Genomic DNA, 17978 nt, shown 5'->3' on the forward strand with positions numbered 1-17978 from the left:
CGGTCTGTACATCGACAACGTGTACCTGGGCCGTCCGGGAATGGCGGTGTTCGACCTGATGGACATCGAACAGCTCGAAGTCCTGCGCGGGCCGCAGGGCACATTGTTCGGCAAGAACACCACCGCCGGGGTGATCAACATCAGCACCCGCGCGCCGACGTTCACCCCTGAGCGCAGCATCGAAACCTCGGTCGGCGAGGACGGTTATTTCCAGACCAAGGGCACGATTTCCGGGCCGCTCAACGATCAACTGGCCGGACGCTTTTCGGCCTATCGCACCCGCAGCGACGGCGACATCAAAAACGAATACAACGGCCATGACCTGAACGGCGGATCGCGCGATGGCTTCCGCGCGCAGTTGCTGTTCAAGCCCAACGAAGACTTCAACCTGCGCTGGATCGGCGACTACAACGAAGAGGATTCCAGCGCCGGCACCCGCGTGCTGTACAACACCGGGCCGACCATCAACGGCGTCAACCTCTACCAGTCGCGGGCCAATGCCGCCGGCGCGACGCTGGTCAACGGCTCGCACCGCAAGGTCAATCTGGACAACGACCAGCACGTCACCGTGCATCAGGGCGGCACATCAGTGGAGGCGAACTGGACGTTGCCGAGTGATTTCACCCTGACCTCGATCAGCTCGTATCGCTTCTGGAATTTCACCCCGGCCAACGACGATGGACTCAACGTCGCGGCGACCTACAACGCCGGGGTTTCGGTCGAAGACAAACAATACTCGCAGGAATTTCGCCTGGCCTCGCCCAAGGGCGAGTTCTTCGATTACGTGCTCGGCGCCTACTACTTCGGCTCGGATCTGGACAACAAGTCCTTCGCCTATTACGGCCCGCAGGCCGACATCTGGAACGGCACGCCACGGGGTGCACTGGCCAATGTCGGCAGCGTCGGCAACGGCCATATCAAGACCGACAGTTTCGCGCTGTTCGCCCAAGGCACCTGGCACCTCACCGAGCGCCTGGATTTCACCGCCGGGGTGCGCGGCACCTATGAAGAGAAAAGCGCCTGGGTCACTCGCGATGCACCAGTCGGTGGCGCTGCGGTGACCGGTGCCGCGGCCACCGCACGACGCGGACGCACTGGCGCCTACGATTCCGGCGATCTCAACCAGTACAGCTCCAGCCCCTCCGGATTGCTCAACCTCAGCTACCGCATCACCGATGATCTGCTCGGTTACGCCACCCTGTCCCACGGCGAAAAATCCGGTGGCGTGAACCTTGCCGTGGGTTCGGCGCCAACCGCTGGCGCCGACTCGCTGCTGATCGGCACCGAACGCGCCAACAACGCCGAACTCGGCTTCAAGAGCACCTTGTGGGACCGGCGTCTGCAGCTCAACGCCAACGTTTTCTGGACCCAGGTCAACGCCTACCAGACCAACGCTTACGACGACGTCAACCGCGTGCAATACCTGACCAACGCCGGTTCCGTACGCTCGCGCGGCGTCGAATTCGAAAGCACGGTGATCCCGTTGCGCGGCCTGACCCTGAACTTCAACGGCTCGTACAACGACGTCAGCTACCTCTCATACAAGGATGCGCCGTGCCCGCCGGAAGTCAGCCAGGCACCGGGCGCACCAGCGTCCTGCGACCTCAGCGGACACCAGGTGGTCGGCGCGTCGAAATGGATCGGTAACGCCAACGGTGAATACAAATGGAATCTGGCCAATGGCTTCGAACCTTACGTCACCGCCAGCTACGCGTTCCGCTCCAAAGCAGTGGGCACCGTCGAGGATTCCGACTACGGGCAGATTCCTAGCTACGCCGTGGTCAACCTGTCCACCGGTCTGCGCGGCGATTTCAATCAGGGCCAGTGGGACGTTTCGCTGTGGCTGAAAAACGCCTTCGACAAGACCTATTACACGACCCTGTGGACCGGCGGCAATGGTGGTTATGAAGGTCTGCTCGGTACACCGCGCACCCTCGGCGTTACCGGTCGCTACGACTTCTGATCTGTCATTCAAGGAGCTGCATCATGTTGCCAGGCAAAACCGCTTCAGCGCTGTTGTTGTCCAGCGTAGTACTCAGTAGCGCGGCGTTCGCCGCGCCCAGCGTGTACCCCACCGGCGTCACCCGCTATGACCCGAACAAGGCCTTTAACCAGTATGTGATCTTCAGTGGTGCCGACAAGCAGACGCACCTGATCGACATGAATGGCAATGCAGTGAAAACCTGGCCGCAGGCGGGGTTTCCATCGGCGATCATCGACCCGCAACTGGTCGGCGGTCAGCGCGGACATGTGCTGCTGCAACTCAGTGACAAGGATCCGGGCAAGCTCGGTTCGGCGGGCAACGGTCTGGGCAACCAGAGCGTCGGCGAACTGGACTGGAACGGCAAAGTGGTCTGGCAGTGGGGTGACAAGGCGCCCGGTGGCGCGGCGCAACAGCATCATGATCAGCGCCGGTTGAGCAACGGCAACACCGTGGTGCTGGCGAACAAGGTGCATCAGGTCAAAGGCTTCAAGGTGCCTGAAGTGATCGACGATGCGATCTACGAAGTCAGCCCCGACGGGCAGGTGAAATGGCAATGGCTGGCCTCGGAGCACTTGAACGAATTCGGCTTCACCCCGGAGCAATTGAAACTGGTGCGCGCCAGCGACAACCCGGATTACCTGCACATCAACAACCTCAGCGTGGTCGGGCCGAACAAGTGGTTCGATGCCGGGGACAAACGCTTCAATCCGGACAACCTGTTGCTCGATTCGCGCAACGCCAACTTCATCGCAATCATCGACAAACACAGCGGCAAAGTGGTCTGGCGCCTCGGCCCGAACTTGCCCCTGATCAACCCGAAAACCGCGCAAAAACTGCCGCGCCCGGTGGATCAATTCGTCGGCCAGCACGACGCACACATCATCCCGGCCGGCCTGCCTGGCGCCGGTAATCTGCTGGTGTTCGATAACCAGGGTTCGGCGGGGTATCCGAACGTCACTCTCGGGCTGATTTCCGGTTCGCGAGTGCTGGAAATCGACCCGGTTAAAAATGAGATTGTCTGGCAGTACAGCGCAGCCAATTCGAAGCAGCCGGGGTGGGCGTTCTACAGCTCGTTCATCAGCAGTGCACGACGTTTGCCCAACGGCAATACGCTGATCGACGAAGGCATGAACGGGCGGTTTTTCCAGGTCACGGCCAGCGGCGAAAACGTCTGGGAATACGTCAGCCCGTATCTGGGTAAGGCGCCGGGCAGCGACGCAATCAGCAACTGGGTCTATCGTGCGTTGCCTGTGAGTTATGACTGGGTGCCGGCGGGTACGCCGCGTTCCGAGACCGCCGGGATTGCTCCGACATCGGGAGTGCAGCAGGCCCGCGCCAGTCGGTAGTTGAAAAGGAATTAATGCTCGAATAAATGGCGATAAGTTATGTGAGAGATGAATAGTGCTTATTGCAATTTCGTTGAAAAGTCGCGTGGACAATAAATGAATGTCCAACCATCCTGAGTGTCGTGAGTTTCCAGGAGGAAACTTGCGCTCATCGGAAGACACTTATCCAACGATAAAGGAAATCTCGTTATGTCGAGCATTAATGGCAATTATGTAAACGCTAACGCTGGCGCCAAACTGACGATTACCGATGGCAACGACTCCAACGGCACCTTCAGCGGAAAGTTCAGCCAGAATGGCGTGAATTATGACATCGCTTACGGGCATTACCATTTCCAGAACAGCACCGGCCAGCCTACGATCATCACTTTCGCGGCGTTGAATGAAGGCTCGGGATATCAGTCCTGGACGCTGTTCTCGCCGGACCACAACTATTCGAAAGTTCGCGCGGTGGGTTCGCGCAATAACTTTGATGGTGATGTAGTGGGTCTGGCCGGGGAGTTTGTCAAGCAATAAGAAACTCCGCAAATCGAAGGCCGATGCATTAAACATGCATCGGCTTTTTTGTTTGCCTTTTTAAAATTTTTTCAACTATTACCTAAGTATTGGTTGTCACTGAAACCCGGTTCACCCATAACCCGATGCCTTCGGTGAATACTTTTTATGCCGCGAAAGCATGTCGATTTCGGCGAATCGCTGGAAGCCTTACAGGCTGTGGCTTTGGCGGAAATGACCGTTTTGTATATTCCATAAACGTCTATCCATAACATGAAAGATTACTTTCGGAGATAAGCAACAAGCCCAATGATTCGTCCATCGATCACGTCGTCGGGGATTCAACAAACGGCGGATCGGCTAAGCGAAAAACGCAAAAAGACCGCAGGGAGTGAATCAATGGGCAATGTCCAGACCGCCGCCAGCGCACAGGAATTGCTGTGGCGTCAAACGCCAGGTGGCGAACTGGTCGATCTCGGCCGACCGCATCGTGTGCCACTGGGGCAGCTGCGTTTGCAGCGTGCGCCCAAGGGTATTCTGAGTCGCCGCGAAACGATCCTGCTAGGCGTGCTGGCGCTGGTGGTGCATGGCGCGGTGATCTACTGGATCAACCAGCATCCGACGCCGGCGTTGCCGATCGTGCCGCCGGAAATTCCACCGATGACTATCGAGTTTTCGCGTCCGGCACCACCGGCACCGCCCGTGGTCGAGCCGCCGCCACCGGCGCCTGTGGTTGAGCCACCGCCGCCGGTTGAAGACGAGTTGGCCGTGAAGCCGCCACCACCCAAACCGATTCCCAAACCCAAGCCGAAACCGGTGGCCAAACCGGTGCCGAAACCGGCACCCAAAGCAGTTGAACAACCACCCGCGCCGCCGCAACCGGCCGCTCCGGTCGCTGCGCCAGCGCCACCTGCACCACCGGCCCCGGCGCCCGTAACGCCGGCCTCGGCCAACGCCGCCTATCTGAAGAACCCGGCGCCGGAATATCCGTCGCTGGCCCAGCGTCGCGGCTGGGAAGGCACGGTGATGCTAAGGGTGCACGTATTGGCTAATGGCAAGCCGGGCGAGATCCAGATTCAGAAAAGCAGCGGTCGGCAACAGCTCGACGACGCGGCGCTCAACGCCGTCAAGCAGTGGAGCTTCGTCCCGGCCAAGCAGGGTGATGTCGCCCAGGACGGCTGGGTCAGCGTACCCATCGATTTCAAGATTCATTAAACCGAAACCTATTTCGCGCTAAACGTTTACACGAGGGAACACATCATGACGTTACTGGCATCTCCACTGGAATCCATCGAAAGCGCGGTGATCTGGCTGCTGGTGGTTTTTTCCGTTGCCACCTGGGGACTGGCGCTGCTCAAGGCTGTGCAGTTCGGTCGTCTGAAGGCGCAGGATCGCAAGTTTCATAAACGCTTCTGGGCGGCGTCGAGTCTGGATTCCGCCGCTGAGTTGAGTGAAACCCAACCCGGCGCTGCGGCCCGGGTGGCACAGGCCGGTTACGCGGCGATTCAGGTGGGCGAAGCGCCGCAGGCCAATGACCTGAGCCAGGCGATCAACCATCAGGATCGCCTGGAACGGGCCTTGCGTCAGCAGATCGTGCGTGAACGGCGTTCGCTGGAAACCGGTCTGGCGGTGGTCGCGAGTATTGGCAGCACCTCGCCGTTCATTGGTTTGTTCGGCACGGTGTGGGGAATCATGGAAGCGCTCAAAGGCATCAGCGCGGCAGGCTCGGCGAGCCTGGAAACCGTCGCCGGTCCGATTGGCGCAGCACTGGTCGCCACCGGTGTGGGGATCGCCGTCGCGGTGCCGGCGGTGCTGGTTTACAACTATTTTCTGCGGCGGCTGAAACTGACCGCCGCGGATCTGGATGACTTCGCCCACGACTTCTACAGCCTGGCGCAGAAGAGTTCGTTCCGCGTGCTGATCCACCCGACCGCGAGCAAGGTTGCGGCGCCGGGCAGCGCGGCAAAAGTGAAGGAGGCGTCCTGACATGGCCTTCTCTACGCAAGACAGCGATGAGGTGCTGAGCGAGATCAACGTGACGCCGCTGGTGGACGTGATGCTGGTGCTGCTGGTGGTGTTCATCGTCACCGCGCCGCTGCTGACCAATGCGATCCCGATCAACCTGCCCAAGACCGAAGCGGTGGCGCCGGTCGAGCAGAAAGACCCGCTGGTGGTGAGCATCGACGGTGCCGGCAAACTGTTTATCAACAAGGATGAGATTCAGCCGGACCTGCTGGAATTCAACCTCAAGTCGGCCAAGGCCAAGGACCCGGAAGTGCGCGTGCAACTGCAGGCCGACGACGGGGTGAACTACGGCGAAGTGGCGCGGGCCATGGCCTCGATCGAGCGGGCGGGGATTACCAAGTTGTCGGTGATTACCGCGCGGTGACAAGGATTTTCGTTTTTCCAGGGCCGTCTCCTTGGCAGGGTGCGGCCCTTTTTTTATCCCGATTTAAACCCACACCCGACCCCTGTAGGAGCTGCCGAAGGCTGCGATCTTTTGCTCTTGTTCTTAAAATCAAAATCGAAAGATCGCAGCCTTCGGCAGCTCCTACACAAGGCCAACCATATTTCTTTTGGGTCTTAATAAATAGCTTCTTATTCCTTAACGAATATAAATCCCGTCCCTATACTCGATCAGGAACAGACACGACGCAGGAGAGCTCCCCCATGCGCAACGAATCAATCCGCTATCTGATTGTGCCGGGCTGGCAAGGATCGCCAGAAGATCATTGGCAAACCCACTGGCAGAACAGCCTGCCCAACAGCGCCCGGGTGGAGCAGGCCGACTGGCTGACCCCGCGCCGTGAAGACTGGGTCGCGGCGCTGGCCGAGGCGATTGCTGCCGACAGCACGCCAGTGATCCTGATCGCTCACAGCCTGGGTTGCGTCACCGTTGCGCATTGGGCAGCCACTGCGCCCGTGCAATTTCTGCGTCAGGTACGCGGTGCGTTGCTGGTCGCGCCGGCCGACGTCGAGCGTCCGGCCTGCGCGCCGGCACTGCGCAATTTCGCGCCGATCCCGACCGATCTGCTGCCGTTCCCCAGCCAGGTCGTGGCCTCCGACAACGATGCCGCCGTCAGCGCACCGCGAGCCTTGGAGCTGGCGCGCAACTGGGGCGCCGAAGCGGGGATTCTTGCCGGGGCCGGGCACATCAACGTCAAGTCCGGGCATCAGCGCTGGGAGCAGGGTTTCGCATATCTGTACCGCCTGCAAAACCGCATGGAACACCACGCCCGGCGTCGCGCTTGAACCTTTTTCTTTTCTGAACGCCCCCGTCTGCCGGCGGTTCTGGGCGGGAGTCTGCCATGAGTTTCGAAACCTTCGGTCAGCCGTTGCTGACCTTTCCCGATGCGGAAAAAAGCCCTCTGAGCATTCGCGCCAAGGCGCTGGTGTTCGTCGATCCTCGTTCTCGGCAATTGCGCGAAGAGCTGGAACACCTGGCACCGCGTTCGATTTCGGTGTTGATCCGCGGCGAGACCGGCACCGGTAAAGAGCTGCTCGCGCGCCATATCCACCGGGCCAGTGATCGCAGCGGTCTGTTCGTTTCGGTCAACTGCGGCGCGATCAGCCCGACCTACGCCGATGCCGAGCTGTTCGGTTATGCCGCCGGCAGTTACTCAGGTTCGGCCAGCAGTCGCGCTGGCTGGTTCGGTTCGGCCAACGGCGGCACTTTGTATCTCGACGAAATCGGCGATCTGCCGCTGCCGATTCAGATCAAACTGCTCGCCGCCCTGGAAAACCACGAAGTCACCCGTGTCGGCGCGCATCAGCCAAGCCCGGTGGATGTGCGGCTGGTGGCGGCGACCAGCATCGATCTGGCGCAAGCGGTGGATGCGGGGAAATTTCACGAACGGCTCTATCACTACCTCAGCGAAGGGCAGCTGGAATTGCCGGCGCTGCGCGAGCGAATTGGCGACATCCTGTCGCTGGCCGAATATTTTCTCGGCATCTACAGCCAGCGCCTCGACCTGCCGGTGCCGTTGATCAGCGAAGCGGCGCAACACCTGCTGGAGCGCCACAGCTGGCCGGGCAACACCCGTGAGCTGGAAAACGTCATTCACTTCGCGCTGCTGGTCAGCACCGGCGACGAAATCCTCCCGGAACACCTGAACCTGCCACCGACACTGGTGCAGATCGAAAGCCAGATCAAACACATCCTGAAAAATGGCACCGCCACCGATCAACAGGCGCTAAAGCAGCTACTGAAAAACGCAGGTCTAGTGTAGGAGCTGCCGCAGGCTGCGATCTTTTGATCTTGCTTCCAGGCATATTTAACCCGTTGAAAATCAAAAGATCGCAGCCCGGGGCAGCGCCTGCATGTCTATCTCGCGTGTATGAACAAAATGGAATATCAACGTGAATAAACGTTATTGTCCGGGAATAAAAAATCCCGGTATTGTCCGCTTCACGCCAGAGATAGCACTTCACTGGCACTCGTATTAATAGCCGTCGCCATCCGCGATCGTGATTCTCGATAAGGACACTGCATGAAAAAGGTTCTGTTGTTTACCGCATTGGCGGCTGCTCTGACTGCTTCCCTGGCCCAGGCCGGCGAGAAACTGGTGGTCGCAGCGACTCCGGTGCCACACGCTGAAATTCTCGAACTGATCAAACCGACCCTGGCCAAAGAAGGCGTGGATCTGGAAATCAAGGTGTTCACCGACTACGTGCAACCGAACGTACAGGTGGGCGAGAAGCGTCTGGATGCCAACTACTTCCAGACCCTGCCGTACCTGAACAGCTTCAACCAGGGCAAGTACAAGGACGACAAGGCCAAGTACCTGGTGACCGTGCAAGGCGTGCACGTTGAACCGTTCGGTGGCTACTCGAGCAAGTACAAGAAACTGGCTGATCTGCCGGACGGCGCGACCATCGCCATCCCGAACGAAGGCAGCAACAGCGGCCGCGCACTGATCCTGCTGCAGAAGGCTGGCCTGATCGAACTGAAAGATCCGAAAAACGCCCTGGCGACCCCGAAAGACATCGCCAAGAACCCGCACAACTTCAAGTTCAAGGAACTGGAATCGGCCCTGCTGCCACGCGTTCTGAAGGAAGTTGATCTGGACATGATCAACACCAACTACGCGCTGGAAGCCAAGCTGAACCCGACCAAGGATGCGCTGGTGATCGAAGGTGCCGATTCGCCTTACGTGAACTTCCTGGTGGCCCGTGAGGACAACAAGAACAGCGACGCCATCCAGAAACTGGCCAAAGCCCTGACCAGCCCGGAAGTCAAAGCGTTCATCGAGAAGAAGTACAACGGCGCGGTACTGCCGGCGTTCTGATCCGCCGCTTGAACCACCCCTTCAAGGTATGAAAACGCCGATGGCCAGTGATGGTCATCGGCGTTTTTTTTGTGCTCGATTTTGGGGGCCATAACATCACAAGCCAGAAGCAAAAGATCGCAGCCTTCGGCAGCTCCTACAGGAAATCGCATTCCCCTGTAGGAGCTGCCGCAGGCTGCGATCTTTTGATCTTGATGTGTGTAACTCAGACTGCCTGAGCCTTCAACGCCCGGCGCAACGCCACGAGCAATTTCACAATGTCCTGCGGGTCCAGTCGCTGCGGCACTTTTACGTCCATGTTGTCTTCCTTGTAATGGTTTGGCCGGGGGAGTCTGGCCAAAAGCTGTTCGTCCTTGGAGGGCTTTCACGCAAAAAAGATCCTTCCTACAGCGCAAGGGAAAATAGCCTTCTTATTCCTTCCCGGCAAACCCACAAGATAGTTTTTTGGGTGATATCAATATGCTTTAACGGTATTTAAATTCTTGTTTTTATACCTATAAAGTCAGCGCCTGCCGGACAGTTACCCGCTGTCCATGGACTGCATGACCGCCGCTTACCGAGCGACGTCCAGGATGCTTCATGACTTTCGATTACGCATTTATCCTCAGCACCTTGCCGGCCTTTCTCAAAGCCGTGGGCGTGACGTTGCAGGTCGGTTTCATCGCCATCGGCACATCGCTGCTGGTGGCGCTGCTCAACGCGACGATTCTGGTGTTCCGCACGCCCTACCTGCAACGCGCCGTCGGGCTGTATGTGGAACTGGCGCGCAACACGCCGCTGCTGATCCAGTTATTCTTCGTCTACTTCGCCTTGCCGGCCATCGGCATCCAGGTCTCCGGCTTCACCGCGGCGATCATCACCATGACTTTTCTCGGCGGTGCCTACCTCACCGAAGTGCTGCGTGCCGGTGTCGACGCCGTGCCACAGGCGCAACTGGAATCGGGCCGCTCCATTGGCCTGTCCCACGGCCAGTTGCTGCGCTACGTGATCCTGCCGCAAGCGGGGATTCTCAGCCTGCCCTCGCTGTTCGCCAATTTCATTTTCCTGCTCAAGGAAACCACCGTGGTCTCGGCGGTGGCGGTGCCGGAAATCCTCTACACCACCAAGAGCTACATCGCGCTCTACTACAAAACCTATGAAATGCTCGCCGTGCTGACGCTGATCTGCGTGCTGCTGTTCTTGCCGCTGTCGCTTTTGCTCAGTCGTCTGGAAAGGAGGCTTCAGCATGGCCAGTTCGGGTCTTGAGCTGCTCTGGGTGTCGTTGCCGCAACTGGCAACAGGCGCCGGACAAACCCTGTCGATCTCGTTTCTGAGCATTGCCATCAGCACCGTCGGCGGCGTGCTCTACGGCGTGTTGCGCACGCTCAACGTGACGTGGCTGAACGTCATCCTGCGGGTTTATCTGGAACTGTTCCGGGCGATCCCGGTGCTGGTGTGGTTGTACTTGCTGTTTTTCGGTCTGCCGATTTTCTTCGGCCTGAGCATTCCGAGTTTCTGGTGCGCGGTGCTGGTGCTGTCGCTGTGGGGCGCCAGCGAGGTGGGCGAGGTCGCACGCGGTTCACTGCACTCGTTGCCGCGCGGGCAGCGTGAGGCGGGGCTGTCGATCGGCCTGAACGCTGCGCAACTCTACGGCTACGTATTGCTGCCGCAGGCGCTGAAGCGCATGACGCCGCCGACCATCAACGTCTACACGCGAATCATCAAGACCAGTTCGTTGGCGGTGCTGATCGGCGTGGTCGATGTGATCAAGGTCGGCCAGCAGATCATCGAGCGCACTTACGAGTCGGTGCTGATCTACGGCGCGCTGTTTCTGTTTTTCTTTTTCATCTGCTACCCGCTGTCGGCCGCCTCGCGCGTGCTGGAGCGGCGCTGGACGCAAGCATGAACGCATTGATCGAGTTTCAGGGTTTCAACAAATTCTATGGCGAACAGCAGGTGCTCAAGGGCATCGACCTGCAGGTGCGCAGCGGTGAGGTGATCGTCATCCTCGGCCCCAGCGGCTGCGGCAAAAGCACCTTGCTGCGTTGCCTCAATGGTCTGGAAGAAGCGCACAGCGGCAGCCTGAAATTTATCGGTCGTGAACTGTTGAGCAAAGCCACTGACTGGCGTGAAGTGCGCCAGCAGATCGGCATGGTGTTCCAGAGTTATCACCTGTTTCCGCACATGAGCGTGCTCGACAATTTGTTGCTCGGCCCGCTCAAGGTGCAAAAGCGTCAGCGCCGCGAAGCGCAGCAGCAGGCCGAAGCCTTGCTCGAGCGCGTGGGCCTGGCGGACAAGCGCGATGCGTTCCCGCGCCAGCTCTCCGGCGGCCAGCAGCAACGCATCGCCATCGTCCGTTCGCTGTGCATGAACCCGCGCGTGATGCTCTTCGATGAAGTCACCGCCGCCCTCGACCCGGAGATGGTCAAGGAAGTGCTGCAAGTGATTCAGGGCCTGGCCCGCGAGGGCATGACCCTGCTGATCGTCACCCACGAAATGGCCTTCGCCCGCGCGGTGGCCGACCGCATCGTGTTCATGGACGCCGGGCGCATCCTTGAACAGAACCCGCCCGAGATTTTCTTTACGAACCCGCAAACCGCACGCGCGCAGCAGTTCCTGGAGAAGTTCTCCTTCGTTGCAACACTGCCCGAAACGAATCCGACAAAGGAACTGGAACCGCTATGAAAACTGCCAAAGCAAGTCTGTTTTTACTGCCACTGCTCGGCCTTGCGCTGCTCGCTGGCTGCAACAAATCCGAAGAACCGGCAAAGCCGAAAGTCGCCAGCGAAAGCGCCGCGCCGGCCGGTTACCTGGACAAGATCAAGGCCCGCGACAAACTGATCGTCGGTGTATTCACCGACAAGCCACCGTTCGGTTTTGTCGATGAGGCCGGGCGCTACGTCGGCTTCGACACCGACATCGCTCGGCGCTTCGCCAAGGACCTGCTGGGCGATGAGAACAAGGTCGAGTTCGTGGCCGTGGAACCGGCAAGCCGCATTCCGTTCCTGCAAAGCGACAAGGTCGACCTGATCCTCGCCAACATGACGGTGACCCCGGAGCGCAGGGAGGCAGTGGAATTCACCAATCCGAACCTCAAGGTTGCCGTGCAGGCGCTGGTGCCGCAGGGCAGTTCGGTCAAGCACCTCGATGACCTGGCGACCCGCACCACCATCGTCACCACCGGCACGACCGCCGATATCTGGCTGACCAAGAACCATCCGGACTGGAAACTGCTGAAATTCGAGAAAAACACCGAGTCGTTGCAAGCCCTGGCCAGCGGCCGTGGCGATGCCTATGCGCAGGACAACCTGGTGCTGTTCAGCTGGGCCAAGCAGAACCCGGGCTATCGCGTGCTGGACGAGAAGCTCGGCGCCGAAGCACCGATTGCACCGGCGGTGAAGAAGGGCAATATCGAGCTGCGCGATTGGGTGAACACCGAGCTGGCGAAGCTGGGTGAGGAAAAGTACCTGCTCAAGCTGTACGACCAATACGTGCGCAAAGAGCTGAGCGATGACACCCGGCCTGAGAGTGTGATTGTCGAGGGGGGCAAGTGGCAGGGGTGATTAATTAAGGCGCAAAAGATCGCAGCCTGCGGCAGCTCCTACATGGACAGCGCCGGTCGCCCTATCACGGCGCGACGCGAAACCTGTAGGAGCTGCCGCAGGCTGCGATCTTTTCGCTTTCAATCCGGCCAGTTCCACGCCGGCTCATCCAGCACCCGCTGCCCGACAACCCCGGTCTGCCCCAGTTGCTTCTCCAGCACGATGCAATTGCATTCGGGGTCTTCCTGCAACGCTGAAATCAACCGCCGCGCATGGGACACCACCCACACCTGACAGTCCTGCGAGGTGCGAATGATCAAACGCGCCAGCGCTGGCAAAAGATCCGGATGCAGACTGGTTTCCGGCTCGTTGAGCACCATCAATGACGGTGGCCTCGGCGTCAGCAGCGCGGCAATCAGCAGCAGATAGCGCAAGGTGCCGTCCGACAGCTCCGCCGCCGACAACGGTCGCAGCAATCCTTCCTGATAGAACTCGATGGCAAACCGTCCGCCCGCCAAGGGCGCAATATCCAGCCGCGCTCCGGGAAACGCATCGCTGATGGCTGCCTGCAAAGCCTCGGGGTCGCCGATTTCACGGATGGTCTGCAACGCGGCCGCCAGATCCCGGCCGTCGTGATGCAGCACCGGCGTGCGCGTGCCCAGTTGCGGCTGGCGCACCGGTGCGTCGGGGTCGCTGCGAAAGTGATCGTAGAAGCGCCAGCGGCGGATGAACTCGCGCATCTGGAACACCTCCGGCGAACTGCGCAGGCTGCCGACCTGATCGAACAGACTGTCGAAGGTCGGTGTGTGCTGCGCCAGCACGTCCCAGCTGCGACCTTCACGGGCGCGAATCATCGGGCCGTCACGATCCACCAGCAGGCTGGCCGGGCGATAAAGCGGCCCGGCCCAGATGCATTCCTTTTTGATTTGCGGGTCGAGGGAAAAGTACGAAAGGCTCGGCTCCGGCAAGCCCAGGGCGATCGAGTAGCTGAAGTCTTCTCCGGCAAAACCCAGACGCAGGCGTTTGACGCCCTGACGCACCGTCGGCTCGATCGCCACTTCGCCGCTGCGCATGCGTCGGCTGATGGTTTCCGGGCCGGCCCAGAATGTCGAATCCAGCCCGCCCTCGCGGGCCAGCGCATTGACCACGCCACCCTGCGCGGTCTCCGCCAGCAGGCGCAAGGCCCGATAGAGATTGGACTTGCCGCTGCCGTTGGGGCCGGTGATCAGGTTCAGCCGGCCCAGTGGAATCACCAATTTATTGATCGAGCGGTAATTGGCCACCGCGAGGGTCTTGAGCATGGAAATCCTTCTCTTGAGGCGACCATTGTAGGAGCTGCCGCAGGCTGCGATCTTTTGATCTTGCTTTTATAAAGTCAAAAGATCGTCCGAACGCGGCCCGAACCTGCGGCAGCTCCTACAGGGGAAATATGGAGATCGCGCGAGCGAACGTTGAACCCTGTTCTAAGCTCACAGTCGTATCGTCACTTGCACGTTCGTACACAGGAAGGAGTCTGCATGGCGAGTCCCGGATTGAAAACAGCAGTGTTGTTGAGCCTGCTCGCGCTGGTGACCGCTTGCGGCGAGAAAAAGGCTCCGCAGGAGTACCTGCCACGGGTCTTCGTGCAAGAGGTCAAACCGGCGGATTACGCCGCTGCCGTGACACTCACCGGTGACGTGCAGGCGCGGGTGCAGACCGAATTGTCGTTCCGCGTCGGCGGCAAGATCATCCAGCGCATGGTCGATGTCGGTGACCGGGTCAGCGCTAAACAGGTGCTGGCCAAACTCGATCCCAAGGATTTGCAGACTAACGTCGACTCCGCTCAGGCGCAGGTTGTCGCCGAGCAGGCGCGGGTCAAACAGAGCGCGGCAGCGTTCGTGCGTCAGCAGAAACTGTTGCCCAAGGGTTACACCAGCCAGAGCGAATACGATTCGGCACAAGCGGCATTGCGCAGCAGCCAGAGCGCCCTGAGTGCGGCGCAGGCGCAATTGGCGAATGCCAGGGACCAGTTGAGCTACACCTCGCTGATCGCCGACGCGCCGGGGATCATCACCGAGCGTCAGGCTGAAGTCGGCCAAGTGGTTCAGGCCACCGCGCCGATTTTCAAACTGGCCCGCGATGGCGACCGCGACGCGGTGTTCAACGTCTACGAATCGCTCTTGGCCGAGCGCCCTGCGGATCGTTCGATTGTCGTCAGCCTGCTCGACAACCCCGCGATCAAAACCACCGGCACGGTGCGCGAGATCACTCCGGCGGTGTCGGCGCAGTCCGGCACGGTGCAGGTCAAGGTCACCCTCGACAGCCTGCCGCAGGGCATGCAGCTGGGCTCGGTGGTCAGCGCCACTGCCAAGGGCAGTGGCAAGTCGGCGGTGGAATTGCCATGGTCGGCGTTGACCAAGAACATCAGCGATCCAGCGGTGTGGATGGTCGATGACAAAGGTGAGGCGCAATTGCACAACGTCACCGTCAGCCGCTACCTGATCGGCAAGGTCATCATCAGCGACGGTCTCAAGGACGGGGAAAAAGTCATCGTGGCCGGCGGACAACTGCTGCACCCGGGCATGAAAGTCGAGATCGCCGAGAACACCTACAAGGATCTGCAACCGGGAGCGCAGCCATGAAGCGTCTGGGGCTGTTATCCATTGCTGCGGTTCTGGCCGCCTGCTCGAAAAGCGAGCCACCGCCAGAGCCGGTGCGGCCGGTACTGTCGATCAAAGTGCAGGCGTTGAACGAGCAAACCCTCGGGCGCTTTGCCGGCAGCATTCAGGCGCGATACGAGAGTAATACCGGGTTTCGTGTCGGTGGACGCATTGCCAGTCGCAACGTCGATGTCGGCGCCGAGGTGCAAAAAGGCACGCTGCTCGCCACCCTAGACCCGTCCGATCAGCAGAACCAGTTGCGTTCGGCCCAGGGCGATCTGGCGAAAATCCAGGCGCAACTGATCAACGCCCAGGCCAACGCCCGCCGCCAGCAGGCGCTGTTCGATCGCGGGGTTGGCGCGCAGGCGCAACTGGACATCGCCAACACGGATCTGAAAACCACCCAGGCCTCGCTTGATCAGGCGCGGGCGGCGGTCAATCAAAGCAAGGATCAACTCGGTTACACCGAACTGCGCTCCGACCACAAAGCCGTGGTCACCGCGTGGAATGCCGAGGCCGGGCAAGTGGTGACGGCAGGTCAGCAAGTGGTGACCCTGGCGCAACCGGATATCAAGGAAGCGGTGATCGATCTGCCGGACACGCTGGTCGATGAAATCCCCCGGGATGTGGTGTTTCTGGTGGCCGGGCAACTCGACCCGAGCATCAACACCACCGCGACCATTCGCGAGATCGAACCACAGGCCCAAAGCGCCACCCGCACCCGTCGCGCGCGGCTGACCCTGGCCAGTACCCCCGACGGTTTCCGCCTCGGCACCGCCATCAGCGTGACCCTCAGCTCGGCGGTCAAGCCGCGTATCGAATTGCCGGCAACCGCCCTGCAGGAGGTCGACGGCAAGACCCGCATCTGGGTCATCGACACTCAAAACAAGACCGTCGCGCCCCGTGACGTCAATGTGATCAGTCGCACCGACAGCAACGTGGTGCTGGACGGTGGGGTCAAGGCCGGCGAGCGGGTGGTCAGCGCAGGCGTCAACAGTCTCAAACCCGGACAAGCCGTGAAACTCGACGAGGACAGTCAATGAAAGGCTCTTTCAATCTCTCCGAATGGGCCCTCAAGCATCAGTCGTTCGTCTGGTATCTGATGTTCGTCGCGCTGCTGATGGGCGTGTTTTCGTACTTCAATCTGGGCCGCGAGGAAGACCCTTCCTTCACCATCAAGACCATGGTGATCCAGACCCGATGGCCGGGCGCGACCCAGGAAGAAACCCTCAAGCAGGTCACCGACCGCATCGAGAAGAAACTCGAAGAACTCGATTCCCTCGACTACGTGAAAAGCTACACACGACCCGGCGAATCGACGGTGTATGTGTACCTGCGCGACACCACCAGCGCCAAGGACATCCCGGAAATCTGGTATCAGGTGCGCAAGAAGATCAACGACATTCGTGGCCAGTTTCCCCAAGGCATACAAGGCCCCGGGTTCAACGACGAGTTCGGTGATGTGTACGGCTCGGTCTACGCCTTTACCGCTGACGGCCTGACCATGCGCCAGTTGCGCGATTACGTCGAACAGGCCCGCGCCGAAATCCGCAACGTACCGGGGCTGGGCAAGATCGAGATGATCGGCCAGCAGGACGAAGTGATCTACCTGAACTTCTCCACCCGCAAACTCGCCGCGCTGGGCATCGATCAGCGCCAGGTGGTGCAGAGCCTGCAATCGCAGAACGCGGTGACTCCGGCGGGTGTGATCGAGGCCGGCCCCGAGCGCATTTCGGTGCGCACTTCCGGTCAGTTCGCTTCGGAAAAGGATCTGGCCGAGGTCAATCTCAAGCTCAATGACCGCTTCTACCGCTTGGCGGACGTGGCCGACATTAGCCGTGGTTACGTCGACCCAGCCACCCCGGAGTTCCGCTTCGACGGCAAACCGGCAATCGGCCTGGCAATCGCCATGCAGAAGGGCGGCAACGTTCAGGAGTTCGGCAAGGCCCTGCACAAACGTATCGACGAACTCACCGCAGACCTGCCGGTAGGTGTTGGCGTGCATACCGTGTCCGACCAGGCTGTGGTGGTGGAAGAGGCGGTCGGCGGTTTCACCAGTGCGCTGTTCGAAGCGGTGGTGATCGTGCTGGTGGTCAGTTTCATCAGCCTCGGCGTGCGTGCCGGCCTGGTCGTGGCGTGTTCGATCCCGCTGGTGCTGGCGATGGTGTTTGTGTTCATGGAATACAGCGGCATCACCATGCAGCGGATTTCCCTGGGTGCGCTGATCATCGCCCTCGGTCTGCTGGTGGACGACGCGATGATCACCGTGGAGATGATGGTCACGCGCCTGGAAATGGGCGAAAGCAAGGAGCAGGCGGCGACGTTCGCCTACACCTCCACAGCGTTCCCGATGCTCACCGGTACGCTGGTGACCGTGGCCGGTTTCGTGCCCATCGGCCTCAACGCCAGTTCCGCCGGTGAGTACACCTTCACCCTGTTCGCGGTGATCGCCGTGGCCATGATGGTGTCGTGGGTGGTGGCGGTGTTCTTTGCGCCGGTGATCGGCGTGCACATTCTCAGCACCAACGTGAAGCCTCATTCGGCCGAGCCGGGACGCATCGGTCGGGCCTTCAACGGCGGGTTGCTGTGGAGCATGCGCAATCGCTGGTGGGCGATCGGCATCACCGTGCTGCTGTTTGTGCTGGCGGTGTTCTGCATGCGTTTTGTGCAGAACCAGTTCTTCCCGTCTTCGGACCGCCCGGAAA

Annotated in this window: 17 protein-coding genes; 16 read left to right on the forward strand and 1 reads right to left on the reverse strand. The window is 60.2% G+C overall.

The window, feature by feature from the left end; genetic code table 11:
• The 13 genes from DBR18_RS03910 to DBR18_RS03970 all read left to right on the forward strand — a co-directional run.
• On the forward strand, positions 1-1963 hold a 1963-nt coding region (locus tag DBR18_RS03910; protein ID WP_108589323.1), incomplete at its 5' end, for a TonB-dependent receptor.
• A gap of 23 nt (positions 1964-1986) precedes the next feature.
• Positions 1987-3330, forward strand: a complete 1344-nt coding sequence (locus DBR18_RS03915) for an aryl-sulfate sulfotransferase (RefSeq protein ID WP_108589324.1) — start codon at positions 1987-1989, stop codon at positions 3328-3330.
• 189 nt (positions 3331-3519) lie between these two features.
• On the forward strand, positions 3520-3846 hold the full coding sequence (locus DBR18_RS03920) for a hypothetical protein (RefSeq protein ID WP_108589325.1): 327 nt from the start codon (positions 3520-3522) through the stop codon (positions 3844-3846).
• A 378-nt stretch (positions 3847-4224) separates the two neighbouring features.
• A complete protein-coding gene (locus tag DBR18_RS03925) occupies positions 4225-5040 on the forward strand; it encodes an energy transducer TonB (RefSeq protein WP_108589326.1) in 816 nt (271 codons plus the stop codon).
• Between the two features lie 45 nt (positions 5041-5085).
• Positions 5086-5811 (forward strand): MotA/TolQ/ExbB proton channel family protein, encoded by a 726-nt coding sequence (locus DBR18_RS03930; protein ID WP_108589327.1) that lies wholly within the window; start codon positions 5086-5088, stop codon positions 5809-5811.
• A 1-nt stretch (position 5812) separates the two neighbouring features.
• Positions 5813-6214 (forward strand): biopolymer transporter ExbD, encoded by a 402-nt coding sequence (locus tag DBR18_RS03935; protein ID WP_003220570.1) that lies wholly within the window; start codon positions 5813-5815, stop codon positions 6212-6214.
• 281 nt (positions 6215-6495) lie between these two features.
• Complete coding sequence (locus DBR18_RS03940; RefSeq protein ID WP_108589328.1) at positions 6496-7077, forward strand: alpha/beta hydrolase; 582 nt, start codon at positions 6496-6498, stop codon at positions 7075-7077.
• A 56-nt stretch (positions 7078-7133) separates the two neighbouring features.
• Positions 7134-8054 (forward strand): sigma 54-interacting transcriptional regulator, encoded by a 921-nt coding sequence (locus tag DBR18_RS03945; RefSeq protein WP_108589329.1) that lies wholly within the window; start codon positions 7134-7136, stop codon positions 8052-8054.
• Between the two features lie 261 nt (positions 8055-8315).
• Positions 8316-9113, forward strand: coding sequence for a MetQ/NlpA family ABC transporter substrate-binding protein (locus DBR18_RS03950; RefSeq protein WP_108589330.1), 798 nt, complete (start codon positions 8316-8318; stop codon positions 9111-9113).
• Between the two features lie 579 nt (positions 9114-9692).
• The gene (locus DBR18_RS03955; protein WP_007964755.1) at positions 9693-10358 is read left to right on the forward strand and encodes an amino acid ABC transporter permease; all 666 of its coding nucleotides are present in this window, start codon (positions 9693-9695) and stop codon (positions 10356-10358) included.
• A complete protein-coding gene (locus DBR18_RS03960) occupies positions 10339-10998 on the forward strand; it encodes an amino acid ABC transporter permease (RefSeq protein ID WP_108589331.1) in 660 nt (219 codons plus the stop codon). The genes DBR18_RS03955 and DBR18_RS03960 overlap by 20 nt, the downstream gene beginning before the upstream one ends.
• The gene (locus tag DBR18_RS03965; RefSeq protein ID WP_108589332.1) at positions 10995-11777 is read left to right on the forward strand and encodes an amino acid ABC transporter ATP-binding protein; all 783 of its coding nucleotides are present in this window, start codon (positions 10995-10997) and stop codon (positions 11775-11777) included. Before DBR18_RS03960 ends, DBR18_RS03965 begins: the two co-directional genes overlap by 4 nt.
• On the forward strand, positions 11774-12655 hold the full coding sequence (locus DBR18_RS03970; RefSeq protein ID WP_108589333.1) for a transporter substrate-binding domain-containing protein: 882 nt from the start codon (positions 11774-11776) through the stop codon (positions 12653-12655). The genes DBR18_RS03965 and DBR18_RS03970 overlap by 4 nt, the downstream gene beginning before the upstream one ends.
• A 119-nt stretch (positions 12656-12774) precedes the next feature.
• Here DBR18_RS03970 and DBR18_RS03975 read toward each other — a convergent pair whose 3' ends face one another.
• On the reverse strand, positions 12775-13935 hold the full coding sequence (locus DBR18_RS03975) for an AAA family ATPase (RefSeq protein ID WP_108589334.1): 1161 nt from the start codon (positions 13933-13935) through the stop codon (positions 12775-12777).
• A gap of 216 nt (positions 13936-14151) precedes the next feature.
• Here DBR18_RS03975 and DBR18_RS03980 point away from each other — a divergent pair, with 216 nt between their 5' ends.
• From DBR18_RS03980 to DBR18_RS28690, 3 genes are all read left to right on the forward strand, one after another.
• Positions 14152-15255: an efflux RND transporter periplasmic adaptor subunit gene (locus DBR18_RS03980; protein ID WP_108589335.1), complete on the forward strand. Its 1104-nt coding sequence runs from the start codon at positions 14152-14154 to the stop codon at positions 15253-15255.
• Positions 15252-16316: an efflux RND transporter periplasmic adaptor subunit gene (locus tag DBR18_RS03985; protein WP_108589336.1), complete on the forward strand. Its 1065-nt coding sequence runs from the start codon at positions 15252-15254 to the stop codon at positions 16314-16316. The genes DBR18_RS03980 and DBR18_RS03985 overlap by 4 nt, the downstream gene beginning before the upstream one ends.
• Positions 16313-17978 (forward strand): efflux RND transporter permease subunit (locus tag DBR18_RS28690; RefSeq protein ID WP_256588527.1); only part of this gene is annotated, 1666 nt, incomplete at its 3' end. The genes DBR18_RS03985 and DBR18_RS28690, both read left to right, overlap by 4 nt.

Origin of the sequence: Pseudomonas sp. HMWF021 (assembly GCF_003061005.1) — a bacterium.
Classification (GTDB): domain Bacteria; phylum Pseudomonadota; class Gammaproteobacteria; order Pseudomonadales; family Pseudomonadaceae; genus Aquipseudomonas.